Source organism: Halomonas sp. HL-93 (genome assembly GCF_900086985.1).
Lineage (GTDB): Bacteria > Pseudomonadota > Gammaproteobacteria > Pseudomonadales > Halomonadaceae > Vreelandella.
The window spans coordinates 823,684-846,710 of the sequence record NZ_LT593974.1; the positions used below are offsets into that span (position 1 = coordinate 823,684).

Annotated in this window: 23 protein-coding genes; 16 read left to right on the forward strand and 7 right to left on the reverse strand. The window is 54.1% G+C overall.

All coding sequences use genetic code 11. The annotated features are described in order from the left end of the window. Nucleotides 1-45: 45 nt before the first annotated feature. A complete protein-coding gene (locus tag GA0071314_RS03700) occupies nucleotides 46-1,737 on the reverse strand; it encodes an L-lactate permease (protein WP_074395367.1) in 1,692 nt (563 codons plus the stop codon). Nucleotides 1,738-2,112: 375 nt separating this feature from the next. On the opposite strand from GA0071314_RS03700, the gene GA0071314_RS03705 reads away from it, so the two are divergent. Together GA0071314_RS03705 and GA0071314_RS03710 are read left to right on the forward strand one after the other, a co-directional pair. Next, complete coding sequence (locus tag GA0071314_RS03705; protein WP_074398414.1) at nucleotides 2,113-2,808, forward strand: glutathione S-transferase family protein; 696 nt, start codon at nucleotides 2,113-2,115, stop codon at nucleotides 2,806-2,808. A gap of 128 nt (nucleotides 2,809-2,936) precedes the next feature. Next, nucleotides 2,937-3,293: a phasin family protein gene (locus tag GA0071314_RS03710; protein WP_074395368.1), complete on the forward strand. Its 357-nt coding sequence runs from the start codon at nucleotides 2,937-2,939 to the stop codon at nucleotides 3,291-3,293. A gap of 101 nt (nucleotides 3,294-3,394) precedes the next feature. Here GA0071314_RS03710 and uraD read toward each other — a convergent pair whose 3' ends face one another. Further along, nucleotides 3,395-3,940 (reverse strand): 2-oxo-4-hydroxy-4-carboxy-5-ureidoimidazoline decarboxylase, encoded by a 546-nt coding sequence (gene uraD, locus GA0071314_RS03715; RefSeq protein ID WP_074395369.1) that lies wholly within the window; start codon nucleotides 3,938-3,940, stop codon nucleotides 3,395-3,397. A gap of 109 nt (nucleotides 3,941-4,049) precedes the next feature. On the opposite strand from uraD, the gene uraH reads away from it, so the two are divergent. Genes uraH through GA0071314_RS03730 form a run of 3 tightly spaced genes read left to right on the forward strand, consistent with a single transcriptional unit; the run spans nucleotide 4,050 to nucleotide 6,354 of the window. Next, a complete protein-coding gene (gene uraH / locus GA0071314_RS03720) occupies nucleotides 4,050-4,403 on the forward strand; it encodes a hydroxyisourate hydrolase (protein ID WP_074395370.1) in 354 nt (117 codons plus the stop codon). Nucleotides 4,404-4,418: 15 nt separating this feature from the next. Beyond that, nucleotides 4,419-5,621 (forward strand): urate hydroxylase PuuD, encoded by a 1,203-nt coding sequence (locus tag GA0071314_RS03725; RefSeq protein WP_074395371.1) that lies wholly within the window; start codon nucleotides 4,419-4,421, stop codon nucleotides 5,619-5,621. Between the two features lie 16 nt (nucleotides 5,622-5,637). After that, the gene (locus GA0071314_RS03730; RefSeq protein ID WP_074395372.1) at nucleotides 5,638-6,354 is read left to right on the forward strand and encodes a GntR family transcriptional regulator; all 717 of its coding nucleotides are present in this window, start codon (nucleotides 5,638-5,640) and stop codon (nucleotides 6,352-6,354) included. Between the two features lie 55 nt (nucleotides 6,355-6,409). Here the strand turns inward: GA0071314_RS03730 and ilvY are convergent, their stop codons facing one another. Beyond that, on the reverse strand, nucleotides 6,410-7,288 hold the full coding sequence (gene ilvY / locus GA0071314_RS03735; RefSeq protein WP_074398415.1) for an HTH-type transcriptional activator IlvY: 879 nt from the start codon (nucleotides 7,286-7,288) through the stop codon (nucleotides 6,410-6,412). 191 nt (nucleotides 7,289-7,479) lie between these two features. Here ilvY and ilvC point away from each other — a divergent pair, with 191 nt between their 5' ends. From ilvC to GA0071314_RS03750, 3 genes are all read left to right on the forward strand, one after another. Further along, on the forward strand, nucleotides 7,480-8,952 hold the full coding sequence (ilvC, locus tag GA0071314_RS03740) for a ketol-acid reductoisomerase (RefSeq protein WP_074395373.1): 1,473 nt from the start codon (nucleotides 7,480-7,482) through the stop codon (nucleotides 8,950-8,952). Nucleotides 8,953-9,061: 109 nt separating this feature from the next. Continuing rightward, entirely contained in the window at nucleotides 9,062-10,564 is a 1,503-nt protein-coding gene (gene modF / locus GA0071314_RS03745; RefSeq protein WP_074395374.1) for a molybdate ABC transporter ATP-binding protein ModF, read from the forward strand. A gap of 63 nt (nucleotides 10,565-10,627) precedes the next feature. Then, the gene (locus tag GA0071314_RS03750; RefSeq protein ID WP_231896540.1) at nucleotides 10,628-10,696 is read left to right on the forward strand and encodes a CopG family antitoxin; all 69 of its coding nucleotides are present in this window, start codon (nucleotides 10,628-10,630) and stop codon (nucleotides 10,694-10,696) included. A 157-nt stretch (nucleotides 10,697-10,853) separates the two neighbouring features. Here GA0071314_RS03750 and GA0071314_RS03755 read toward each other — a convergent pair whose 3' ends face one another. The 3 genes from GA0071314_RS03755 to GA0071314_RS03765 form a co-directional block, all read right to left on the reverse strand. Further along, nucleotides 10,854-12,326, reverse strand: coding sequence for an NCS1 family nucleobase:cation symporter-1 (locus tag GA0071314_RS03755; protein WP_074395375.1), 1,473 nt, complete (start codon nucleotides 12,324-12,326; stop codon nucleotides 10,854-10,856). Between the two features lie 54 nt (nucleotides 12,327-12,380). Next, on the reverse strand, nucleotides 12,381-13,751 hold the full coding sequence (locus GA0071314_RS03760; RefSeq protein ID WP_074395376.1) for an NCS1 family transporter: 1,371 nt from the start codon (nucleotides 13,749-13,751) through the stop codon (nucleotides 12,381-12,383). 120 nt (nucleotides 13,752-13,871) lie between these two features. Continuing rightward, entirely contained in the window at nucleotides 13,872-14,630 is a 759-nt protein-coding gene (locus GA0071314_RS03765) for an aspartate/glutamate racemase family protein (RefSeq protein WP_074395377.1), read from the reverse strand. A 303-nt stretch (nucleotides 14,631-14,933) separates the two neighbouring features. Between GA0071314_RS03765 and puuE the strand changes: the two genes are divergently transcribed. From puuE to GA0071314_RS03795, 6 genes are all read left to right on the forward strand, one after another. Continuing rightward, on the forward strand, nucleotides 14,934-15,863 hold the full coding sequence (gene puuE / locus GA0071314_RS03770) for an allantoinase PuuE (RefSeq protein ID WP_074395378.1): 930 nt from the start codon (nucleotides 14,934-14,936) through the stop codon (nucleotides 15,861-15,863). A 21-nt stretch (nucleotides 15,864-15,884) separates the two neighbouring features. Further along, the gene (locus GA0071314_RS03775; protein ID WP_074395379.1) at nucleotides 15,885-16,766 is read left to right on the forward strand and encodes a MurR/RpiR family transcriptional regulator; all 882 of its coding nucleotides are present in this window, start codon (nucleotides 15,885-15,887) and stop codon (nucleotides 16,764-16,766) included. A 262-nt stretch (nucleotides 16,767-17,028) separates the two neighbouring features. Continuing rightward, the gene (locus tag GA0071314_RS03780) at nucleotides 17,029-17,847 is read left to right on the forward strand and encodes a transporter substrate-binding domain-containing protein (protein WP_074395380.1); all 819 of its coding nucleotides are present in this window, start codon (nucleotides 17,029-17,031) and stop codon (nucleotides 17,845-17,847) included. 8 nt (nucleotides 17,848-17,855) lie between these two features. Further along, nucleotides 17,856-18,533, forward strand: coding sequence for an amino acid ABC transporter permease (locus tag GA0071314_RS03785; protein ID WP_074395381.1), 678 nt, complete (start codon nucleotides 17,856-17,858; stop codon nucleotides 18,531-18,533). Continuing rightward, on the forward strand, nucleotides 18,530-19,186 hold the full coding sequence (locus GA0071314_RS03790; protein WP_074395382.1) for an amino acid ABC transporter permease: 657 nt from the start codon (nucleotides 18,530-18,532) through the stop codon (nucleotides 19,184-19,186). The genes GA0071314_RS03785 and GA0071314_RS03790 overlap by 4 nt, the downstream gene beginning before the upstream one ends. Beyond that, the gene (locus GA0071314_RS03795) at nucleotides 19,167-19,895 is read left to right on the forward strand and encodes an amino acid ABC transporter ATP-binding protein (protein WP_074395383.1); all 729 of its coding nucleotides are present in this window, start codon (nucleotides 19,167-19,169) and stop codon (nucleotides 19,893-19,895) included. Before GA0071314_RS03790 ends, GA0071314_RS03795 begins: the two co-directional genes overlap by 20 nt. Nucleotides 19,896-19,946: 51 nt before the next feature. On the opposite strand, the gene GA0071314_RS03800 is transcribed toward GA0071314_RS03795, so the two are convergent. Further along, the gene (locus tag GA0071314_RS03800) at nucleotides 19,947-21,395 is read right to left on the reverse strand and encodes a YfcC family protein (RefSeq protein WP_074395384.1); all 1,449 of its coding nucleotides are present in this window, start codon (nucleotides 21,393-21,395) and stop codon (nucleotides 19,947-19,949) included. A gap of 293 nt (nucleotides 21,396-21,688) precedes the next feature. On the opposite strand from GA0071314_RS03800, the gene GA0071314_RS03805 reads away from it, so the two are divergent. Then, complete coding sequence (locus GA0071314_RS03805; RefSeq protein ID WP_074398416.1) at nucleotides 21,689-22,519, forward strand: bifunctional allantoicase/(S)-ureidoglycine aminohydrolase; 831 nt, start codon at nucleotides 21,689-21,691, stop codon at nucleotides 22,517-22,519. A gap of 9 nt (nucleotides 22,520-22,528) precedes the next feature. Then, nucleotides 22,529-23,020, forward strand: coding sequence for an ureidoglycolate lyase (locus tag GA0071314_RS03810; protein WP_074395385.1), 492 nt, complete (start codon nucleotides 22,529-22,531; stop codon nucleotides 23,018-23,020). Nucleotides 23,021-23,027: the final 7 nt, after the last annotated feature.

The following is a 23,027-nucleotide window of genomic DNA, read 5'->3' on the forward strand; positions in this document are numbered from 1 at the left end:
CTTGGCCTGGGGTTTTTGTTTTGCTCATAAAACAGGGATTCAACATCACATGAGCGCGTCGGTAACCCCCAATACATAGAAGGCGATCAAGCCAATCAGGCCGGTAAACACCAGGTAATAGATAGTCGGCAGGATCGTTTTACGGATCGTCGCCCCTTCGCGGCCGAGTAGGCCAACAGTGGCGGATGCCGCGACCACGTTGTGGATCGCAATCATGTTACCTGCTGCCGCACCTACCGCTTGCAGTGCCACCATCATCGCAGTGGACAGCCCGAGAGATTCAGCAACGCTGAACTGGAACTCGGCAAGCATCAGGTTGGAGACGGTGTTCGAGCCGGCGATAAAGGCCCCCATGGCGCCGACTGCAGGTGCAAAGAACGGATATACACCGCCAACACTATCAGCCACCGCCTGGGCCATCATTACCGGCATTGAGACGAGGTCTGCGCCGTTAACGCCCGAGTTGATCAGTATGCGCACCATCGGCACGGTGAAGATCAATACAAAGCCTGCGCCAAATATCGTTTTGGTCGACTCTGAAATCGCGGCACTAATCTTGCGGCCATTCATCTGGTGCAGGAAGTAGGTGATAAACACCACCGCAAGAATGATACCGCCCGGCAGATAAAACGGCTCAACGCTGCCGCTGATGCCTTCCTCGCCAAGGATGTTTGTCCAACCCAGGCTCAGCGAGTTCAGTGCGGCTTTCAGCGGTTCAATGGTGCTTGAAGCGACCAGGAACAGCGCCAGCAGTACGTAGGGTATCCAACCTTTAAAGGTGGACATGGGAGCTTTGCCTGCAACGTCATCAAGCTTGATTTGCAGGTTGCCGATCCACTCGTCGGGCCAGGAGCTGGCTTCAGGAAAGTCCCAGGTGTCTTTAGGTAGCAGGAAGCCCTTGCGCGCGGCAGGGACCACAATTGCCAGACCGACCATCGCCCCGATCATCGAGGGGAATTCCGGGCCGAGGAACACGCCCACCAGCATGTAAGGCACTACAAAACAAATGCCGGTAAAGATGGCGAAAGGAGTAATTGAAAGCCCTTCTTTCCACGACTTGTTGGCACCGAAGAAGCGGACCATCACAGTGACCAGAATCAGCGGCATTAAGATGCCTACAATACCGTGGGTGATGGCCACTTCGCTGGTCACTAGCTGGAAGAATACGTCCCATGTAGAGCCAGCTGATTCCAAGTCAGAGGTGATGCCTGCGCGGTCAAGGCCGCTACCCACACCTACGACAATCGGCGTGCCGACGGCACCAAACGATACCGGCGTGGACTGGATCATCATGCCCACCACGACAGCTGCCAGCGCTGGGAAGCCCAAGGCTACCATCAGCGGTGCAGCCACAGCGGCAGGGGTGCCGAAACCAGAGGCACCTTCAATAAAGCAACCAAACAACCATGCGACGATCAGCGCTTGAACACGACGGTCGGGGCTGATCCCCGAGAACCCGTTACGGATGGCGGTGATGCCACCTGAGTGCTTAAGCGTGTTGAGCAGCAGGATCGCACCAAAAATAATCCACAACAGCCCCGCCGTTTGGATAAGTCCTTGGATGGTTGAGGCGACAATCCGCGAAAAGGACATATCCCAAGCGGTAAGGCCGATGATGGCCGCAGTGATAAAAACGATGGGCATGGCTATCTTGGCCGGTATTTTAAAGCCAATAAGCAACACCCCCGCTAACAGCAGCGGCGTGAATGCCAGAAGTGCAAGGATTGATTCATTCATGGGACGAACTACCCCTTGTTATTGATCGTATGCTCCACAATGATGACAAGCCGCATCGCGGCTTTTGGCGTCACTGTGAAAGATACGGCGCTGCTGGAGAGATGACTACTATTGGAAAATTGGTAATACCAATAGAAAACACGCTAAACGTTAAGTTTTAATTAAGGGTTTAGTTTATAACTTATTGTTTTTATTTGGCTTTAAAGGCGTACGGTGAGTAAGTTTCGAGTGCTATCCATTAGACTAATAGACAGTCCTCGTGAGCGCCTATTATCGAACGTTAATGGCATAGCGTGGTAAAACGAATGACCCATAGTGAATGCTATTGTTCATTTAGAGGTATGACGGGACTCTTTCAACCAAGAGAGATTTATGATGCCAAGACAGCTTTATGATTTATGCGGCCGTGACGAGCGGTTACGGTTCTCGCCTTTTTGCTGGCGGGTACGGATGGCACTGGCCCATAAAGGTCTCGAGTTTACCACTCGGCCTTGGCGGTTTCTGGAGAAAGAAGCACTGGCGTTCGCCAAGCACGATAAAGTGCCGGTGCTCGTCGATGGTGAGCAAGTCGTTACCGATAGCTTTGATATCATGCGCTATCTGGACGATGCCTATCCCCAGGCGCCGCTTTTTGGCCAAGGTGCCAGCTATCAACGGGCACGCTTCTTCAAGCATTACGTCGAACGTAGCGTGACGCCAGCGCTGTTTAAGATTGTTGCGCTGGATTTACTGGCGGCGATCCATCCCGACGACCGTGACTACTTCCGCGAAACCCGCGAAGCGCGATTTGGCTGCACACTGGAAGCGTTCCATCAGCCAGAGCAGGGGCGTGCGCAGCTCAAGCAAGCGCTGGCCCCGGTTTATGCCCAGCTGAAAGAAAGCGACTTTCTTGATGGTGATACCCCAAGCGGTGCTGATTACTTGTTATTTGGCAGTATGATGTGGGCTTACACTGTGTCGCTTGAGGCGCTGGTAGAGGCAGGAGATGACATTGATCAGTGGTTTCAACGCATGTTGGCCGTTCACGATGGCCTTGCCAGTAAGGCCACTACAGTGAGGGATTTAGCCTAGTACTAAAATTTATGTTGCACTGCACAAAAGTGACTGCTAACGTGTGGTGTAGCAAAGGCGCCGACCTTATCGATGTTCCCATTTCAAGGCGCGCCTATGTCGTTACTCACTCCTAAGGAGATAGTGCAATGAACAAAGCCGCCGAAAAAACCAGCCAGCAAGTCGAGTCCATCTTTGTATCGCCGATGCGTTCTTACACGCTGACGGCACTGGACTACTACGATCAGATCGTAAGCGCGCAGCTCGACGCTGTTCGTGCTTACTCGGACCTGAGTGTTGCCCAGGCCCGCACTTGGCTGGACGTGAAAGATGCCGACAGCTTCAAAAAGGCACTGGAAAGCCAGCAGAAAACTGCCAGTGATCTTTTGGAGCGTATGAAAGGCGATGGCGAGAAAGTTACTTCCATCAGCCAAAGCTTCATGAAAGACAGCCAGAAAATGGCCGAAGACACCACCAAGAAAGCGGTAGAAACGGCTAAGCAGTAAGTCTAGCCGCTAACGCTTAATCGCTTGGGTTAATCACTGCGCTCTTTTAAGGGCGCAGTTTTTGTATATCCGTATATAAAGTGAGCAGAAGGGTAAGTCTCTTACGCTTTTTGCTCTGCTCGCGCACGCAGTCGCAGACGCGCGATACGAATGATTTGCTCAATGGCAGTTCTCCGTTCCGTCGCGGCGTCATTATCGAGGCGCTCGGCAAACGCCTGTAAGATGGCGTGTCGATCAAGACCTTTAACGGCGATTACGAAAGGAAAACCGAATTTTTCCTTGTAGCTGGCATTAAGCGCCTCAAAGCGGGCAAACTCTTCTGGGGAGCATTGATCAAGCCCCGCGCCTGCCTGTTCGCTAGTAGAATCCTGCGTCAACTCGCCTGCTAAAGCCGCCTTGCCTGCCAGGTCCGGGTGGGCCTGAATGACACTAATCTGCTGCCCGCTTCTTGCCTGCTGCAGTTGGAGTCCCATTAAGTCAGCAAGCGTATCGGGGGCGTCGTGGGCGGAGGTTAGCCCGGCTTCCCAAGCGGCTTGTGCCACCCAGGGTGAATGCTCGTAGATGTCGCCATAGTGGTCGATAAACGCATTAAGCGATAACTCACTTGGGCGGGGGTGTAAACACAACGCGGCGTGATGTGACGACATGGTGGCTCCAGGCTAAGCTAAGTCTGTGATGGCTCTATGTATACAATAAAGCAAGCTGACGGTACTCTAAAGCCATCCATATAATACACAATAGCAATAAGGAGCCATCATGGGACGTCTGACTACCCACGTGTTGGATACCGCACGCGGCTGCCCTGGCCAAGGTATTGCCATCGACATCCTACGATTGAACGGCAGCGAACGTCAGCATATACGCACGGTGACCACCAACCAAGATGGTCGTTGCGATGCGCCGCTCCTCGAGGGTGAGGCCTTAACGCCCGGCGAGTACGAACTTTGCTTTCATGCGGGTGACTACCTTCGCGCGCAAGGGGTGGAGGCCACTGAGCCGCGTTTTCTCGACGTCATCCCCATCCGCTTCGGTGTAGCGGACGCTCATCAGCATTACCACGTGCCGCTATTGCTTTCGCCGTATGGCTACTCGACCTACCGTGGCAGCTAATAGCGGAGGCCTTTGATGCAAGCGTATTTGATCGACGCGGTTAATGTCCTGCTGCGGTGGTTGCATGTTATTGCAGCGATCGCCTGGATTGGTGAATCCATCTACTTTGTGATGCTGGATAACAGCCTGCGCACGCCAAAGGCAGAAACGGACCGCCAGAAGGGGATTTTTGGCGAGATGTGGGCCGTACATGGCGGCGGCTTTTATCATAACCAGAAGTACACTACGGCACCTGACAAACTTCCCAACGACCTACATTGGTCGTTCTGGAAAGCCTATACCACCTGGCTTTCCGGATTTGCCCTGTTTGTCATCCTCTACATGGTCAATCCTGGCTTTTATCTGGTAAACCCGGATAGCCCCTGGCAGTGGGCCGCCAGCATGACCGGCTGGCAGGCTAATCTACTGGCGTTGCTTTTCTTATTCGGCGGCTGGGTGGTGTATAACGAGTTGTGCAAGCGCATTAGCCCCAATATGGATCGTGACGGCCTGCTTAGCGTAGCGGTTGCTGTAATGATGGTTGTGGTTGCCTACCTAAGCACGCAAATGTTCACCGGCCGTGCGGCTTTTCTGCTTACCGGGGCGGTGATGGCGACGGCGATGTCGGCGAATGTCTTCTTCTGGATTATTCCCGGCCAGCGCCGCATGGTAAAAGCCATGAAAGCAGGCGATGCGCCTAACCCGCTGGATGGCAAGCGCGGCAAGCAACGCTCGGTACACAACACTTACTTCACGCTGCCGGTCGTGCTGTTGATGGTGAGTAATCACTATTCGTTTATCTACTCCCACGAGCTTGCATGGGTCGTGATGGTACTGTTCATTTTTGCCGGTGCGTTGATCCGTCAATTCTTTGTCTTGATGCATGCAGGCAAAACCCAGCCGGCGTATTCCGCTGTCGGTGTGGGGCTTATTGTATTAGCGTTTTGGGTAGCTGCACCCAGTGCTTCCGCGCCTGGTGACGCTGACGGTAGAGAAGGGCCAGATCAGGCGCAAATCAGCGGTTTGATTGAGCAGCACTGCGTGCAGTGTCACGCACGCGATCCCGAGCATGAGGGTTTCTCAGCCCCGCCGGCCGACTATGCGTTCGATGACTGGGACGACATGCTGGCCCAGAAAGAGGCTATTCAGCAGGTCGTCGAGAGTCGTTACATGCCGCTAGGCAACTTAACCAAGATGAGCGATGAAGAACGCGATACCATTGCCGCCTGGGAGGAATGAACCACGAGGAGAATCCATGAGCGATGCGCAGGCGGTTGTTAAGCGACCCGCGTCGAAAGCGGAGGGCGATGAGCGTCACGAAGCGATTTATCGTGCGGTAAGCGACGCCATTGTAGAACAGCGACTGAAGCCCGGTGCAAGGCTGCGCGAAGATGCCCTGGCCGATGTGTTTGACATCAGCCGTACCGGGATTCGCAAGATATTGCAGCGGCTGGCGCTGGAGCAGTTGGTGACCCTAACGCCGCGCCGCGGTGCCAGTGTTACCCGACCCACCGCTGATGAAGCGAAGGATGTGTTCGACGCGCGCCAGTTGATCGAGTGCGGATTAATGCCTGACGTGGCAAGGCGCATCACTGAGCAGGACGCCCGCGAACTTCGCGATATGGCTCAGCGCGAGCGCCAGGCGTTGCGAAACGGCGAGCAGAGCGTCGCCATTCGACTCTCGGCGGATTTTCACGTGCGCTTAGCGCAGCTTTCGGGCAATGCGACCCTGGCGGCCTTTGTTGAACGGCTTTGTTCTCGCTCGTCGCTGATTTTGGCCGTCTATGGCCACCCTGGCCACTTGGGCTGTGAATCCCACGACCACGACGATCTTATTGGCTATCTGGAATCAGGCAGCGATGAGCGCGCCCGAGCCTTTATGAGCCGGCATCTGAAAGCCATCGAAGCCTCGCTCTCGATGGTCGAGGAAGAAGACACCGTACCGGACCTGCAGCAGATATTTGGGGGGTGAGAGCGGTTGTGTCGGATCGCTAAAAACTGCGCTCAGGGCTTAAATTAAGTAGGCCTTACATCAAGCGCCAAAACGCGTCGACCAACGGGTTTTTTAGGTTTTTCGTTAGGGTAAACAAACCAATATCGTAGGGCTCCAGTTCCGGCGTCACGTCGAGCACACGAATGCGATCTACCAAGGGGCTGTTGTCGAGGACGATTTTGGGCACCACGCCAATGCCAAAGCCTAAACTCACCATACTCACAATGGCTTCATTACCGGTGACCTGGGCATAAATGCGTGGGGAGACATCCAACTGGCGAAACCACTCATCCACACGGGCTCTGGAGACACCACTCTCCGATAGAATCATCGGGATGCTCGCCCACTCTTGCGGTGTGGTTGGCGTGCTCGTTGGTACATTCGGCACCTGCTGATCAAGCGGGGCAATAAACAGCAAAGGCGACGTGGCAATGGATTTAAACGCCAGGCCACGCGGCAAGTTGGCAGGCTGGGCCGCGATGCTAAGATCCTCTTTACCGTCCAGAACATGCGCAATAGCGTGTTCTGGATCCCCCGTGCGCAGCTTGATTTCAATGATCGGGTAGGCAATGCGAAAGCGCCGCAGCAGTTCGTGCAAAAAGCTGTAGCTGGCGGTGACGGAGCCATACAGGCTGATTTCACCGCTTAATTGATCAGGATTGTCGGTTAATTCATGACGAATCAAATTCCATTGGCTGCTGGCATCGCGGGCGTACTTGAGAAACTTCTGCCCCTCTTGGGTCAACACCACGGTACGGTTGTCGCGATTAAACAGCGACACGCCCAGCTCCTCTTCCAAATGCCGGATGTTGCGCGACAGGGCAGAAATACTGACGTAGCACTCATCGCTTGCGCGCCCAAAATGCAGGGTTTCTGCCAAGGCAAGGAACTGTTTTAAAATTTTAAAATTCATAAACGCCATGATAATTGAGTTTTGCAAAAAAAGGGACATGCTGTTGCAAATATATCAATTTAAGAAATGGTCGTGTTTCGGTAGATTGGCTTTACTAACATGGCGCTGAAGCCTGTATGGAGCGGCCGTGTCACACTTCGCGTGTCGGTGTAGCGACATCGACCGTACGATCACCAATCAGGACGTTAAAGATGGCTAACTATTTCAATACCTTATCTCTGCGCGAACAGCTGGAGCAGCTGGCGAAATGTCGTTTCATGTACAGCTCGGAATTCGCCGATGGGGTCGACGCGCTGAAAGGCAAAAAAATGGTCGTTATCGGTTGTGGCGCCCAAGGCCTTAACCAAGGCTTAAACCTGCGCGACAGCGGCTTAGATGTCTCTTACGCACTGCGCCCTGAGGCCATTGAACAAAAACGTCAGTCTTGGAAAAACGCCACCGAGAACGGTTTTGTTGTAGGTACCTACGAGGAGTTGATCCCCACGGCAGACGTTGTATTGAACCTGACGCCCGATAAACAGCACTCGTCTGTCGTAACGGCGGTCATGCCGTTGATGAAAGAGGGCGCTTGCCTGTCTTACTCCCACGGTTTCAACATCGTGGAAGAGGGCATGAAAATCCGTGATGACTTAACCGTCATCATGGTGGCGCCCAAGTGTCCAGGCTCTGAAGTTCGTGCTGAATACGTGCGTGGTTTTGGCGTTCCCACTTTGATCGCTGTTCACGAAGCCAACGATCCTAAAGGCGAAGGCCTTGCCCTGGCAAAAGCCTACGCGGTGGGTACTGGCGGTCACAAGGCCGGCGTATTGATGTCCTCTTTCATCGCGGAAGTTAAGTCCGACCTGATGGGTGAGCAAACGATCCTTTGCGGCATGCTGCAAACCGGTTCTCTCCTTTGCTTCGACAAAATGATCGAAGAAGGCATCGAACCTGGCTACGCCGCTAAGCTGATTCAGTACGGCTGGGAAAACATCACGGAAGCATTGAAATACGGCGGCGTGACCAACATGCTGGATCGTCTTTCTAACCCAGCGAAGATCAAAGCCTTTGATCTTGCTGAAGAGCTGAAAGACATCATGCGTCCGCTCTACAACAAGCACCAAGACGACATCATGAGCGGTCACTTCTCGCACACGATGATGGAAGACTGGGCGAACGATGACGCTAACCTTCACAAATGGCGTGCCGAAACCGCAGAAACCAACTTCGAGAAAACCCCTGCGGGTGACGTAGAAATTACCGAGCAGGAATACTTCGACAACGGCATCTTGATGGTAGCAATGGTTAAGGCAGGCGTTGAGCTGGCTTTCGAAACCATGACGGCGGCGGGCATCATCGCCGAGTCCGCGTACTACGAGTCGCTCCACGAAACGCCGCTGATCGCCAACACCATCGCGCGTAAGAAGCTGTACGAAATGAACGCGACCATCTCTGACACCGCGGAATACGGTTGCTACCTCTATAACCACGCGTGCGTGCCGCTATTGGCTGACTTTATGAAAGGCATCAAATCCGATGTTATCGGTAAAGGCCTGGATGTAGACGACAACGGCGTTGATAACGCGCGTTTGATCGAAGTCAACGAAGCGCTTCGCGCCCACCCGGTAGAAGCCGTTGGCGCAGTGCTTCGCGGCCACATGGCGGACATGAAGAGGATCGTTTAATCGGCTGATTAAATGATAGACCGCTAAGTCATCTATAAAGCCGAGATATCGCCACGATATTCTCGGCTTTTTTGTCTCTGATTTATTTAACACCGTAAGGAATATATCGATGGAGCCTTCAAGCCGCTTAGAGCGTATTCAGCTAAACAAAGCGACAATCAGTTTTGATGATCGCTTCACCCTAAGCGAGATTGATTGGATCATCGAGGCCCACCAGCATTGGGTCATTACGGGCACCAATGGCTCAGGCAAATCGGCCCTGGCGGCGGCGCTGGCTGGCGTTGGTAAAATTGAATCGGGCACGGTTCAAGGGCTTCCCAACAACGTTGGGTTGGTCTCTTTCGAAGCGCAAGCCGAGCTTATCGCCAAAGAGCTGAAAAAAGACGATGCCGATATCATGGATGTCATTTCACTTGGCACACCCGTTAGTGAAATGATTTTCGAGCAGTGCCAAAACCCTGAGCTCGCAAGCGAGCTGGTCGAAAAGTTCGGGCTGACCAAACTGCTCGACCGCGCCTTTCGTAAACTCTCCACGGGCGAAACCCGCAAGGTCATGCTGATTCGCGCGCTGGCGAGCAAGCCGGACTTGCTTATTTTAGACGAGCCGTTTGATGGTTTGGATGTCGACACCCTCGCCATGCTGCAAGCCCATCTTGCCTCCATCATCGACACCGTTCCCATGGTGATGGTGCTGAACCGCTTTGATGAAATGCCGGACTTCATCACGCATGTGGCCTATCTGGATAAAGAGCGCTTGGAGAAAAAGCCAGGGGATAAGAAGCCAGGGGATAAGAAGCGGGGAGATAGTGGACGACTAGCGTTCACCGTAGACCGTCAGGATGAAGCCGCCTTCAATGAGCTGTACCAATTGCTGCATCTGAAAACCGCCGACCTAAGCCTGCCCGAGGCCGACCCAGCCACTAAATTACCCGCCCTCGACCCCAGCCAGCCGTTAGTGAAGCTCAAACAAGCGACGATCCAATACGGCGATACCGTCATTGTCGATAAGCTGGATTGGACGATAGAGCAGGGCCAGCACTGGCAGCTGAGCGGCCCTAACGGAAGTGGCAAGACCTGCGTCTTGTCCCTGATCACGGGGGATCATCCACAGTGCTACACCAATGATATTTTCGTGTTTGGCTTCCAGCGCGGTAACGGCGAAAGCATCTGGCAGATCAAGCAGTTTATCGGCTATGTCTCCACCGCCCTGCAGTGGGAGTATCGCGTCAGCACCAGCTGCAAAAACGTGATTATTTCAGGCTTCTACGACAGCATCGGCGTATACACAAAAGCCACCGATCATCAGAAAAAAATCGCCGACCAGTGGCTCGAACTACTGGGCATGCAAGAGCGCGCCGATCAGCCCTTTAACAAACTCTCCTACGGCGACCAGCGACTGCTACTTATCGCCCGTGCCATGGTGAAACACCCGCCACTGTTGATTCTAGACGAGCCTTGCCTCGGCCTGGACGATATGAACCGCCAACTGGTTCTCGCCCTCATCGAGAAAATTTGTGAAGGCAAAGAAACCACGGTGCTCTACGTCAATCACCACACGGAGGACAAGATAAAGGAAATAGACAATCATCTGGCGCTGGAGAAGAATCACTAGTTGTAACCTCCGCCCGCTAGATGCACCGAAAGGAGAGGGCTGTTTATGAGCAACCTAAAAAAGATGCCTGAGTTCAAGAATGAGGCCGAAGAAAAAGAATTCTGGGAAACCCATGATTCATCAGACTATTAGCTGAGCATGAATACCGAAAAATGAGTTGCAAGATATGGTTCAGGCAGATTGCCGACAGTTTCCAAGGTAGCTAGTCAGCCCGCGCCAAAAAAAGCGCCATCGGCAAAACCGGTGGCGCTTGTATGCGCTTTTAATCAGCTAGTGTCGACCCGCTTGTCTACTGCTCAGCCAACGCAGGCGCAGCCTTAAACTGACGCATTAAACCGTAGTAGAAAAGCCCACCCAGGCCAGCGCCAAGCAGCCAGCCGTAGCCGTTGAGGCTGGCCAACGCTGGAACCAGTACGGTGGAAAGCGAGAACAGTGCCGCCACGCCAAAAGCGATCAGCGCACGGGTATTCCAGCCGTTGGTGTAGTAGTAGGCACCGTTGGGGTCGGATGAGAATAGCTCCTGCATATTCAACTGTTGGCGCTTAATCAGGTAGTAGTCAACCACGATGATGCCGTAAAACGGGGCAACAATAGCCCCCAGCGCATTCACAAACCCCGGTACGCCAATCTGGCTGATCACCGAGACCCACAGCGCGCCAACGAAAAACGCGATAATTGCCGTAATCAACCCACCAATCTTAAAGCTGATCTTGCTAGGGAACAGGTTGGCAAGGTCATAGGCGGGGGGGATAAAGTTGGCAACCAGGTTAATGCCCACGGTGGCGGCAAAAAAGGTTAGGGCGGCCACGATGGTTAGCGGCAGGCTGTCTACCCGCTCGACAATATCAGATGGGTTGGTCAGCGCCTCGCCAAACAGCACCAAGGTGCCCGCGGTAATGATCAGCGCGATAAACGAGAAAAACGCCACGTTGAGCGGCAAGCCCAGCAGGTTGCCCAATTTCATTTGCCGCTCGGTTTTCACAAAGCGGGTGAAGTCGCCAAAGTTAATTACCACTGCCGCAAAGTAGGCCACCATGGTGCCAACAATGGCGAAAAAAGCGTTAACGCCCGGGGTGGTATCGTCGGCCTCGGCACCGCTAAAAATCGTGCCAATCGCTGGCAAGAGTTCGCTACCCGCCTGGACCCAAACAATCATCATCAGCGCGATCATCACTAGGTAAACGAGTGGCCCCGCCCAGTTTAAAAAGTGCTTGATGCGCTCGATTCCCGACCAAAAAATCGCAATCTGAAACAGCCACACAATGACGAACGATATCCAGGCCATGGGGGATAAGCCCAAGAACGTAGCGTTGCCCTCGCCGCCGAACAACGCAGTGAGCAGCAGCGTCATGGCGGTGGAGGCAAAGTAGGTTTGCACGCCATACCAGAAAATCCCCACGATGGCGCGCAGCATGGCAGGCAGATTAGCACCGCGTACGCCCATGCTGGCGCGCACCATTACCGGAAAGGGAATGCCATATTTGACGCTGGGTTTGCCGGTCAGGTTAACCAGCCCCATCACGATAACCCCGGCCAAAATTATCGCCACCATCACCGCCCAACCATTCAAGCCGTAGCTGAGAAATAGCGAGGCGGCGAGGGTGTAGCCAAACAAACTCTGAATATCGTTTGACCACACGTTGAATATCTCAAACGCGCCCCAGGTTCGTGCTTCAGGCTTAAGCGGTGCCAGGTCTTGGTTGTAAAGCGTGGGGTCCATGTGTTGGATCGATAGCGAATCGTCGTGGTGTGTCTCGTTCATTGTGTTCACCTTGCTCGGGTGTGCAACGCCGCCAGTGCTTGGCGGCACCGGGGCTTACTGACAAAAACGTTGGCAAGGTGCCCAATGTTTCATCAGCAGGTAATAGGTCACGCCTGCGGGAATTAAGCTTGCGTACCAAGAAACCGCCGAGAACAGCAGGGCGGCCACGATGCCAACGGCGGTGGCAATCAGCGCGGCGATATTCACCCCTTGATACGGCCCGTTGGCGTCATACAGCTTGCTGATGTCCAGCGTGCGGCGACGAATCACGTAATAATCGACCACCAAAATGGCAAAGATGGGGCCAAGAAACGCCGAGTAGGTTTGCACGAAAAGTTGCAAGCCAGCGGCTGAGCCTGGCTGAACCAACTTCCAGGGGAAGGTGGCAAAGGCCAGCAGGCCAACAATCACGGTTGCAATCGGAAACTTGATCTTGAAGACGTCCATCAATACGTAGGTGGGCGGGACGACATTATTCAATACGTTGGTGGTGACCTGGGCAAAGGCGATAAACAGCAGCGTGGTCATCAACAGCGGCGTGTTATCCACCGCGTTGGCGAATACCTCGATAGGGTCGGCGGTGCCGGTGGCTTCCGAGACCATAAAGCCAATCAGGCCCATGAACAGCGTACAGGGCAGAATCGACATGGCGTAAAGGGTGGTGAGTAAGCCCGGCCCCGAGCCAGCTTTATGTTCACGCGAGTAGTCACTGACGTTGAGCATCATGGTGCTGTAGATGCCCAAAAACAGCATGGTCGCGCCCCAGAACGGCATGCCCCAGGAGCCTTCCATGGTCAGCATATTGGCCGAAAGCTCATCGCCATAGCGCTGAATTGTGGCCACAAACATGTACACCAGCGACACTAAAATGAAACCGCTGCCGATATTTTCCAGCCATTTGATGCCCTGAAAGCCGGTGACCGACAGGGCAATTTGCAGCAGTTGGAAGGCGATGAAGAAGAACACGACGTTATCAAAGCCAAACAGCGTGGCCGATACCATGTTCAGCGCGCCGGCCCCAATCCAGCTTTGAAAGCCGTACCACACAATTGCCGGTACTGCGCGAACCAGCCCCGGCAGGCGGGTACCCGCAAAGCCAAAAGCGCTGCGCGCCTGGACCATAAAGGGGATACCATATTTATAGCCAGCGGCACCGTTGAGCGCCAAGGCAATGCCGATCACAAAGCAGCCAATGGCAATCGCCAGCGTGGCCTGAATCAGGTTGAGCGTGCCGACAACACTTGACCCCATGGCGAAGGTGCCAATGGACACGCAGCCGCCAAACCAGGCCAGAAAATAAGAGGCGCGCCCCATTATCCGGGTTTTTTGCGGCGCGAGCGATTCGTCGCCTAGGCTTTTCCGCCCATCGCTGGGTGCGATGGTTGCTGGGTCGTCTGATGTCAGACCCGATGGTGATGCACTCATGGTGTCGTCCTCGCAAGATTGCTGTTATTGACCCTCAGCGATGCTGGGGATGCTTGCGGCTGGCGTGTGTTTCCGATGCTTTGATTGTTATTGGCTGGCATCGTGATGGTGTCGCGTGGGTTAGCCTCCGGGCGGTAGCGTTAGATTGGAGAAATCGGCAAACTGACCGGTAAACGGTTTGGGGCGCGGGTAAGCTAAATCGCCGTGCTTGCTGGTCGAGAGCCCCAGCCCGACCAGGGATTCGGCAAGCTTGAGCCCCGCGCTCACGCCTTCAACAACGGGCAGGCCTACCTCGCGGCTGATTTCCTGGGTGAGGTTTGCCATGCCCCCGCAGCCCAGCACAATGGCGCCAATGCCATCCTCGTCGCGGGCACGGCAGCACTCCTGCACAATGCGCCGATAGGCGGCTTCCGGGTGGTGCTCAAGGTCCAGTACGGGAATTTCAGCGGCGCGAATGCGTCGACAATGATGACGAAAGCCGTACTGTTCCAGCAGGTGCTCGGCAATAATGCCGGTTCGGCCGAGCGTGGTAACAATCGAAAATCGGGTGCTGATCAGCGTCGCCATATGAAACGCGGCTTCGGCAATGCCCACCACCGGAGCGCGGGTCAGTTCGCGGGCGGCAAGCAGCCCAGGGTCGCCAAAACAGGCCACAACGTAGGCGTCAATGTTGCCTTCCTGCTCGCCCTTGATGACTTCCTGAGCAACGCCGACGGCGCTGACGGCTTCATCAAAATGGCTTTCAATCGAGACCGGCCCTGCCTCCGGCTGACAGGCGCTAACGTGGGTTCCTGAGGCGGCATAGTCGTTGGCGGCACGATAAATCGAGGCCGTCATCGAGGCCGTGGTATTGGGGTTAATCAGTCGGATGTGGGCCACCCAGTTCTCCTTTTGGTCGCAAAGTACACAATATTAGGTGAACAATTTAAAAGTTATTGTATACAAAATAGGGTGATTTTTTGCCCACCGCAAGTAGCAAATCACGTCATATATCAATCAATTGGTTGACCGATTGTTCAACTTTTAGAAGGCTTTACGCTTGTTAAAAGACAAAAAATACTGTCAACTCAGACCGCTAGCGACCCTAAGCGTTGCGGTTGAGTTTTGAGCAGGCTATTTTGTATACAAATTGTTGGTTGCGTTATTCGTGACCAAAGACAGGATTAACGGAAGGAGCTGCCCATGACGTCCCGCGATTACCCCCGTGACTTGATCGGTTACGGGCGTACGCCACCCCACGCCAATTGGCCGGGTAAGGCCAAAATTGCTGTGCAGTTTGTCTTAAATTATGAAGAAGGCGCGGAAAACAGTGTCCTCCACGGTGATACTGGCTCAGAGCAGTTTTTATCAGAAATTATTGGCGCCCCGGCCTTCCCTGAACGTCATCTCAGTATGGAGTCCATCTACGAATACGGCTCCCGCGTTGGGGTATGGAGAATTCTGCGCGAGTTTGAGCGACGGGGGTTGCCGCTAACGGTATTTGGCGTGGCGATGGCGCTGGAGCGCAATCCTGAAGCGGCCATGGCATTTAAAGAGCTGGGCCATGAAATCGCCTGCCATGGCTACCGCTGGATTCATTACCAGGAAGTGCCCGAGCACGTGGAACGGGAACATCTGCAGAAGGCCATGGATATCTTCCAGCGGCTGTATGGAGAAAAACCGCTGGGTTGGTATACCGGCCGCGATAGCCCTAATACCCGGCGCTTGGTGTTGGACGAGGGAGGTTTCCTCTACGATAGCGACTACTACGGCGATGATTTACCATTCTGGACGCAGGTGGCCGATAGCCAAGGCCATGAGCATCAGCATCTAATCGTGCCCTACACGTTGGACAGCAACGATATGCGCTTTGCCGCTCCCCAAGGCTTCAATACGGGGGATCATTTCTTTAACTACCTGCGTGACGCCTTTGATGTGCTTTATGCTGAAGGGGAGGAGGCACCGAAAATGCTATCGGTGGGCATGCACTGCCGTTTGCTGGGCCGCCCAGGGCGTTTTCGCGCGCTACAGCGTTTTCTCGATTACATCGAAACCCATGACCGTGTATGGGTGGCGCGCCGGGTAGACATCGCCCGCCATTGGGCCGAGCACCACCCTACAGCGGACGATTGATAATTTGATAGACAGGAAGCCATGACGCCTCATATCGGACAGAGGATTGCCGCTCAGTACGATGCACTCAGCGCCCAGGAACAGCGCGTTGCTAGCTTCATACTCGACCATTTTGACGATTTAGCCGTGTATAGCGCGGCTGATCTGGCTCGCCTAACTGGCGTATCGAAATCCACGGTTAGCCGCTTATTTAAGCGACTGGGTTTTGAAAGCTACCGCACAGTAAAGGCGCACGCGCGACAGCTGCGTAATTTAGGTGTGCCACTGGTAATTGATGCCCAGGCAATGCAGGAAGACAGCGGCTCGCCATTTCAGCGTCATGTTCAGCGGGAGAAGGAGAACCTGCAGCGTTGCGTCAGTACGATTGTCGCTGCCGATTTTGCGGCGCTCACCAGCCAACTGGCCCAGGCTTCACAGGTGGTGGTGATTGGATTTCGCAATAGCTATCCATTGGCACTGCATTTTCGTCAGCAATTGATTCAAGCCAGACCAAAGGTGCGTCTGGCGCCCCAGCCCAATCAATCGCTGGCAGAGGATATTGTGGATTTAACCGCGCAGGATGTAGTGGTGCTATTTGGCTTCCGCCGCCGCCCGTCTGCGTTTGAAAGCCTGGTAAATGTGCTTGAGCGCTCCCCCGCTCAGGTCGTGATGATAGCCGACCCTACCGCGGTGAATTTTGCCCCCCAAGTTACCTGGTATCTGGAAACACCGCTGGAAAGTCTTTCGGCCTTCGATAGTTACGCTACTGCCAATAGCCTTATTTGCCTGATTGCCAATGCGGTGCTGCATCAACGTCTGGCGGAAGGGCGTGAACGCATTGGGATCATCAGCGACCACTATCACGAGCTGGATGAGCTCGAGTCCCATATCATGAGCGTCGATTGGAACGCTACGCCTTCCTAACGTGATCATTTAGTAGTGCAAGCTTGCTGGCTGAGCGTCAAATTTTGCACCAATTCGTTGCGTGAGCCAGCTGGGTGTTGCTGCAACAGCTGATCGAGAGATGCGTGCTTGATGCTTAATACTATGTTCTATAAGCATTGTTAATGCACTGGCCCTGCTTTTGCTTTGATGTGAAACGAACGTTTCTTGATGGCTTTATATGCAACAAAGCTTTCATTTAGCGTCATTGAATGTTTCAACTCAGTCACTGCAGGAGAGCTTCATGCGCCCCTTAACCCGCTACCTCAAATATAAGTCCCTTCGTCTCTTGGCGACGAGTATCGTCGCTTTTGGCGCGCTAACGACTACTGCTGCGCATGCTGATGCGCTGGAGGATATTGAATCGCGAGGCACTATCAAAATTGCGGTGCCGCAGGATTTTCCACCGTTTGGCTCGGTGGGTACCGATATGGAGCCACGTGGCTACGATATTGATATGGCCAACTATCTCGCTGAGGAGATGGGCGTTGAGGTGGAGCTAATCACCGTGACCAGCGCCAACCGCATTCCTTATTTAGAGACCGGTCAGGCGGATCTAGTGATTTCCAGTCTGGGTAAGAACCCTGAGCGGGAAGCGGCGATTGATTTTTCTGATGCTTACGCCCCGTTCTTTTTAGGCGTATTTAGCGCAGATGCGGATGAGAAAGTGGATGACCCAGAAGGCTTAGCCGACAAAACTATCGGTGTCACCCGTGGTGCCGTAGAGGATATGGAGCTTTCTGAGATTGCCCCAGACTCGACCACGGTGCAACGCTTTGAGGATAACGCCACGACTATTTCTGCGTTCCTTTCCGGCCAGGTCGACTACGTCGCAACAGGTAATGTTGTGGCCGCTGAGATCGCCGAGCGCAATAGCGACCGTGCGCCCTCGCTGATTTACCAGCTCAAAGACTCGCCCTGCTACGTAGGGATGAATAAAGATGAGCCCGCGTTGATGGAAGAAGTGAACCGCCTGATCGCTCAAGGATTGGAAGATGGCACCTTGAATGAGATGTCTCAGCGCTGGTTCAGCGCCGACCTACCTGAAAACTTCGGCAGCTGAGGTTTATCATGGGGCCAACGCTCGATTTTCTTACCCTGTTGCCCTACATCGGTCAGTTGCTTAAAGGTATTACCACCACGGTCATTTTGACCGTGGTGACCACCTTAACCGGGCTAGCGCTGGCCGTGGCCGTGGCATATCTACGCGTGAATGCGCAGCCATGGGTACGCTGGGGGCTCGGCGGTTATGTCGAATTGACCCGCAATACACCCTTTATCGTGCAGCTGTTCTTTATCTTCTTTGGGCTACCAGGGCTCGGCATCAAAATTGATGCCATTACCGCGGCGTTTATCGCCATGACGCTTAACCTGGCCGCCTACAGTGCCGAAATTCTACGCGCTGGAATTAGTGCAACGGCGATAGGTCAGTTAGAGGCTGGCCGAGCGCTGGGCATGACCACGCTGCAAAGCTATCGCCATGTGGTGCTTGTGCCCGCCTTTGCGCGGGTTTATCCCGCACTGATCAGCCAATCAATTATCGTCATGCTGGGCTCGGCGGTGGTGTCACAGATTTCGGTATTTGACCTCACTTACGCGGCGAATTTTATTCAGTCGCGTAACTTCAGAAGCTTTGAAGTCTACCTGTTGATCACGCTGATCTATCTGCTTCTCGCCTTTGGCATGCGGCGCAGCTTTATGCTGGTGGGCAAGCGCGTATTCGCCTATCAGCAAGGAGAGCAACGATGATTGAGTTCACCTTCTGGGATATTTTGCGCAACCTGCTGCTGGCGACTCGCTGGACCATACTGTTGTCGCTGATTGCCTTTTTAGGCGGTGCCACGGTGGGCTTGCTGTTGACCTTCATGCGCCTCTCAAGCAACCGCTGGCTGCAGCGTTTAACGTCACTCTATGTTGATCTTTTCCAGGGTACACCACTGCTGATGCAGCTGTTTTTGATCTTCTTTGGCGCTGCCGCCATGGGGCATCAGATTTCAGCATGGCTTGCGGCCTCCATTGCGCTTACGCTATTTACCAGCGCGTTTCTGTGCGACATCTGGCGTGGTTGTTTGGAAGCGGTCTCCAAAGGGCAGTGGCACGCGGCGCGGGTGCTGGGGATGAACTACTTCCAAACCATGCGACATGTCATTTTACCTCAGGCGCTACGCCTCTCGATTCCCCCTACGGTAGGCTTCTCGGTACAGGTCATTAAAGGCACGGCCCTGGCGTCGATCATTGGCTTTGTGGAGTTGACCAAGGCCGGCACCATGCTCAATAACGCTACCTTTGAACCTTTCACCATCTTTGCCCTTGTGGCTCTGCTTTACTTCGCGCTGTGCTACCCACTTTCCTGCTACGCGCGCTATCTGGAGAAAAAGCTCTATGACGCTGGTCTACGTTGATAACGTTCATAAAGCCTTTGGCGACTTGGAAGTGCTGAAAGGCATTAATCTTTCGGTGGCGCAAGGCGAAGTGGTGGCGATTATTGGTCGCAGCGGTTCGGGTAAAAGTACCTTGCTGCGCTGCCTGAATCAGCTTGAAAAACACGACAGCGGCCAGATTACCATTGCCGATAAGCAGTTGGATGCGACGTCGATGTCGCCCAAAGAGCTAAGTGAAAATGTTGGCATGGTGTTTCAAAGTTTTAACCTGTTTCCCCATAAAACCGTGGGAGAAAACGTCTGTATAGCACCCATTGTGGTGCGTGGTGAGGAGCGGGCTGAGGTTGAGAAAATCGCCCATGAAGTGCTTGAGAAAGTCGGCCTATCGGATAAGTATGATGCCTATCCGGCGCAGCTTTCCGGTGGGCAGCAGCAGCGGGTAGCCATCGCCCGGGCGCTCGCCATGCGCCCCAAAGTCATGCTTTGCGATGAAGTAACTTCGGCGCTTGATCCTGAGCTGGTCGGTGAAGTACTGCGCGTATTGGAAGCCCTGGCGGCCGAGGGTATGACGCTGATTCTGGTCACCCACGAGATGAGCTTTGCCCGTGACGTGGCCGACCGCGTAGTATTTATGCACCAGGGGCGCATCCATGAAGAGGGCGCCCCCAGCGAGCTGTTCGGCAATCCGCAAACGCCAGAGCTAAAGCAGTTTATTTCTGCAGTGCTCTAGCGTGTCGATAGCTCGCTATATAGACAAAAATAGAAGGGTGATGGCAGGCATCTATCCGGTCCACTGTGTCGCTTGAGCAAGAATAAGAAAACCTAACGCGATCAATATCCATACGCAAAAAAGTGGGAAGAAGAATTTGACCCACTTCTGCCACGGGACACCTGCCAGGGCCAGAGTTGCCATAAAGTAGCCCGAGGTTGGGTAGAGAATGTTGCCGATGCCGTCACCCAGCTGGAAAGCCAGCACTGACGTTTGGCGCGTTACGCCAATAATATCGGAGAGCGGTGCCATGAGCGGCATAGTGACGAGTGCTTGGCCGCTGCCGGAGGGGACAATAAAATTGAAGCCGAGCTGGGCGAAGAACATGCCAATAGCGGAAAGCAGGGTAGGCAGGCCGCCGACAAGATTGCCAAGCCCAAACACCAGGGTATCCATGATCTGGCCATCTTCCAGCATCACCGCCACGCCTCGGGCGACGCCCGCAATCATGGCGCCGACCAATACGTCGCGGAAGCCCTGGTTGAAGCCTGCACATATTTCGTCGGTGTCAAGGCCTGCAATAATTCCCACCGCAATGCCCATGATGATAAACAGGCCTGCCATCTCCATCATGAACCAGCCTTGCTGTAACACGCCATAGACGAGTACGGCGAAGAAGGCGAACGTTGCAATGGCTGCAAGTATCTGGCGAGTTGTTGCGATCAAAGCGGGGCTATTGTCAGCGTGTTGGTACAGACTACGTTTTTCGGATTCGCCAGAGTCTGTACTCAGTAGGCTGAGTGAAGGCTCGTGGCGGACCATGCGCGCGTAGCGCATGACGAAGAACATGGCCGCAGCTAACATGGCAATAAACGCCATGATGCGTAGGCCATAACCAGAGTAGAGAGGTAAGTCAGAGAGTTGTTGCCCAAGCCCCGTGTTGATGGGGTTGAGTACCCCCGTAGTGAAGCCAACAGTGGTGGCGCAAAGTGCCACCGCCGCTGCAGTGACAGAATCAAAGCGTAAGGCAATCATCAGCGGCAGGATGACCGGCACGTAGACCAGCGCCAACTCTTGAGTACCGATGATGGTTGCTATGACAGCAAATACCGTCATCAATACCGGAATCGTAAGTAGGCTCTGCCGCGCAAAGCGACGCGTCAGCTTATCCACACCAATCTCAATAATGCCGGTACGCCTTAATACCATGAACATGCCGCCAATCATGAACGTAAAAAACACCACTTCGCCAGCGCTCATCAATCCATTGGGTATCGCCAGCATGAAGTCGACCAGGCCAACTGGGGTGGCGGCAACGTGTTCAAACGAGGTGGGATCGATAGTGGTACGTCCGTCTGGGCCAGGAACACGTTCGAACTGGCCCGCAGGCACAAAATGAGTCGCTATCGCGGCCAAGCCGATAAATACGAACAGAACCACGTAAATATCAGGGATCCGGCACCAGCTTTTTTTAGGCTTTGGACCATTAGAGGGATCCGGAGGTTGAGTGTGTTGGGACATGCTGTACCTCGCGTTATAGGACCGCCATTCAGGGCGGCTATTGTTATAAATGTCTAATCTGAGTAACGCTATAGCCCATGGAAACAATGGGTAGAGGATAGCGAATGCTTACTGGGATATTGCTGCTGACCATGATTCGTTTGGCTTAAGCGATATGAAACGAAAGTTTCTATAGAAGTTACTATTGGGAGAAACGTTTCACAAGTATTCTGATGAAGATCCCTTTAATGTGTATGGCTAATCTTGTATACAAGATGCTTCTCTAATTTTTCATAAGTCATATGGGCTCAAATATGCCAGCTACCTACTACGCCCCCACCGGCGGGCATCCGCCGCAAACGCAGATAACCGCTGATCGTGCCGTCTTTACCGAGGCGTATGCGCTAATTCCTAAAGGGGTGATGCGCGATATCGTCACCAGCAATCTGCCGTTCTGGGAAGGCACCCGTTTATGGGTGCTGGCGCGGCCGCTGTCGGGCTTCGCCGAGACCTTCTCCCAATACATTATGGAACTGCAGCCGGATGGCGGCAGCGACAAGCCGGAACTGGACCCTCAGGCGGAAGGGGTGCTGTTTGTTGTCGAGGGTGAATTAACGCTAACGCTGGCGGGCGAGCGTCACACCATGCTCCCCGGTGGCTATGCGTTTATTCCCCCGGGGAGCCACTGGCAGGTGCGCAATGAATCTAGCGCACCGGTGCGTTTTCATTGGGTGCGCAAGGCCTATGAATATGTCGAAGGGCTCGACGTACCCAAGGCGTTTGTTACCAACGAGCAGGACATTGCCCCCATCGAGATGCCGGGCACCGAAGGCCGCTGGGCGACCACGCGTTTTGTCGACCCGGCGGATGTTCGCCATGATATGCACGTCAATATCGTCACCTTCCAGCCGGGCGGTGTGATTCCGTTTGATGAAACTCATGTCATGGAGCACGGCCTTTACGTGCTGGAAGGCAAGGCGGTTTATCACCTCAATCAAAACTGGGTAGAAGTCGAGGCGGGGGACTTTATGTGGCTGCGTGCCTTCTGCCCCCAGGCCTGCTATGCCGCTGGCCCCGGGCCGTTCCGGTATTTGTTGTATAAAGATGTTAATCGCCATGCTTCTCTAAAACTGTCATCGCGTTAAGGAGCTGCAATGTTGAAGCTAAAAGCCGAGCCGCTAACGGCAGAGGCCTTTGCCCCTTTTGGCGATGTGATTGATGCGCGTACCTCCGCGTCGTTTCCCATTAATGCCGGGCGTACCCAGCGCCACCATGATTTGGCCAAGGTGGAAACCCTGGGCGAAAACGCTCGCACGCTGATCAATATCTTCGTCAGTCAGCCGGTTACGCTGCCGTTGGAGCTCACGTTTCTGGAGCGGCATCCGCAGGGCAGCCAAGCGTTTATGCCGCTGCATCAGGAGCGTTTTATTGTCGTGGTCGCCCCGCCGGGAGACGTTATTAACCTTGACGATGTACGCGCCTTTGTTACCGATGGACGCCAAGGGGTCAACTATCGCGCGGGCACTTGGCACGCCATTCAGTCGGTTCTGGAGCGAGAAGGCGAGTTTTTGGTGGTGGACCGGGGTGGCGACGGCAACAATTGCGACGAATATCCGTTGTCATTGCGAATTCACCTCGCCGATTAACGCGGGG

Bases quoted from the DNA above. Each gene is read 5' to 3' on its own strand.
- GA0071314_RS03710 (WP_074395368.1), top strand. From the start codon at position 2,937: ATGAACAAAGCCGCCGAAAAAACCAGCCAGCAAGTCGAGTCCATCTTT.
- GA0071314_RS03775 (WP_074395379.1), top strand. From the start codon at position 15,885: ATGACGCCTCATATCGGACAGAGGATTGCCGCTCAGTACGATGCACTC.
- GA0071314_RS03800 (WP_074395384.1), bottom strand. From the start codon at position 21,395: ATGTCCCAACACACTCAACCTCCGGATCCCTCTAATGGTCCAAAGCCT.
- GA0071314_RS03755 (WP_074395375.1), bottom strand. From the start codon at position 12,326: ATGAACGAGACACACCACGACGATTCGCTATCGATCCAACACATGGAC.
- puuE (WP_074395378.1), top strand. From the start codon at position 14,934: ATGACGTCCCGCGATTACCCCCGTGACTTGATCGGTTACGGGCGTACG.
- ilvY (WP_074398415.1), bottom strand. From the start codon at position 7,288: ATGAATTTTAAAATTTTAAAACAGTTCCTTGCCTTGGCAGAAACCCTG.
- GA0071314_RS03700 (WP_074395367.1), bottom strand. From the start codon at position 1,737: ATGAATGAATCAATCCTTGCACTTCTGGCATTCACGCCGCTGCTGTTA.
- GA0071314_RS03780 (WP_074395380.1), top strand. From the start codon at position 17,029: ATGCGCCCCTTAACCCGCTACCTCAAATATAAGTCCCTTCGTCTCTTG.
- ilvC (WP_074395373.1), top strand. From the start codon at position 7,480: ATGGCTAACTATTTCAATACCTTATCTCTGCGCGAACAGCTGGAGCAG.
- GA0071314_RS03795 (WP_074395383.1), top strand. From the start codon at position 19,167: ATGACGCTGGTCTACGTTGATAACGTTCATAAAGCCTTTGGCGACTTG.
- GA0071314_RS03810 (WP_074395385.1), top strand. From the start codon at position 22,529: ATGTTGAAGCTAAAAGCCGAGCCGCTAACGGCAGAGGCCTTTGCCCCT.
- GA0071314_RS03760 (WP_074395376.1), bottom strand. From the start codon at position 13,751: ATGAGTGCATCACCATCGGGTCTGACATCAGACGACCCAGCAACCATC.
- GA0071314_RS03785 (WP_074395381.1), top strand. From the start codon at position 17,856: ATGGGGCCAACGCTCGATTTTCTTACCCTGTTGCCCTACATCGGTCAG.
- GA0071314_RS03725 (WP_074395371.1), top strand. From the start codon at position 4,419: ATGCAAGCGTATTTGATCGACGCGGTTAATGTCCTGCTGCGGTGGTTG.
- uraD (WP_074395369.1), bottom strand. From the start codon at position 3,940: ATGTCGTCACATCACGCCGCGTTGTGTTTACACCCCCGCCCAAGTGAG.
- GA0071314_RS03705 (WP_074398414.1), top strand. From the start codon at position 2,113: ATGCCAAGACAGCTTTATGATTTATGCGGCCGTGACGAGCGGTTACGG.
- uraH (WP_074395370.1), top strand. From the start codon at position 4,050: ATGGGACGTCTGACTACCCACGTGTTGGATACCGCACGCGGCTGCCCT.
- GA0071314_RS03730 (WP_074395372.1), top strand. From the start codon at position 5,638: ATGAGCGATGCGCAGGCGGTTGTTAAGCGACCCGCGTCGAAAGCGGAG.
- modF (WP_074395374.1), top strand. From the start codon at position 9,062: ATGGAGCCTTCAAGCCGCTTAGAGCGTATTCAGCTAAACAAAGCGACA.
- GA0071314_RS03790 (WP_074395382.1), top strand. From the start codon at position 18,530: ATGATTGAGTTCACCTTCTGGGATATTTTGCGCAACCTGCTGCTGGCG.
- GA0071314_RS03805 (WP_074398416.1), top strand. From the start codon at position 21,689: ATGCCAGCTACCTACTACGCCCCCACCGGCGGGCATCCGCCGCAAACG.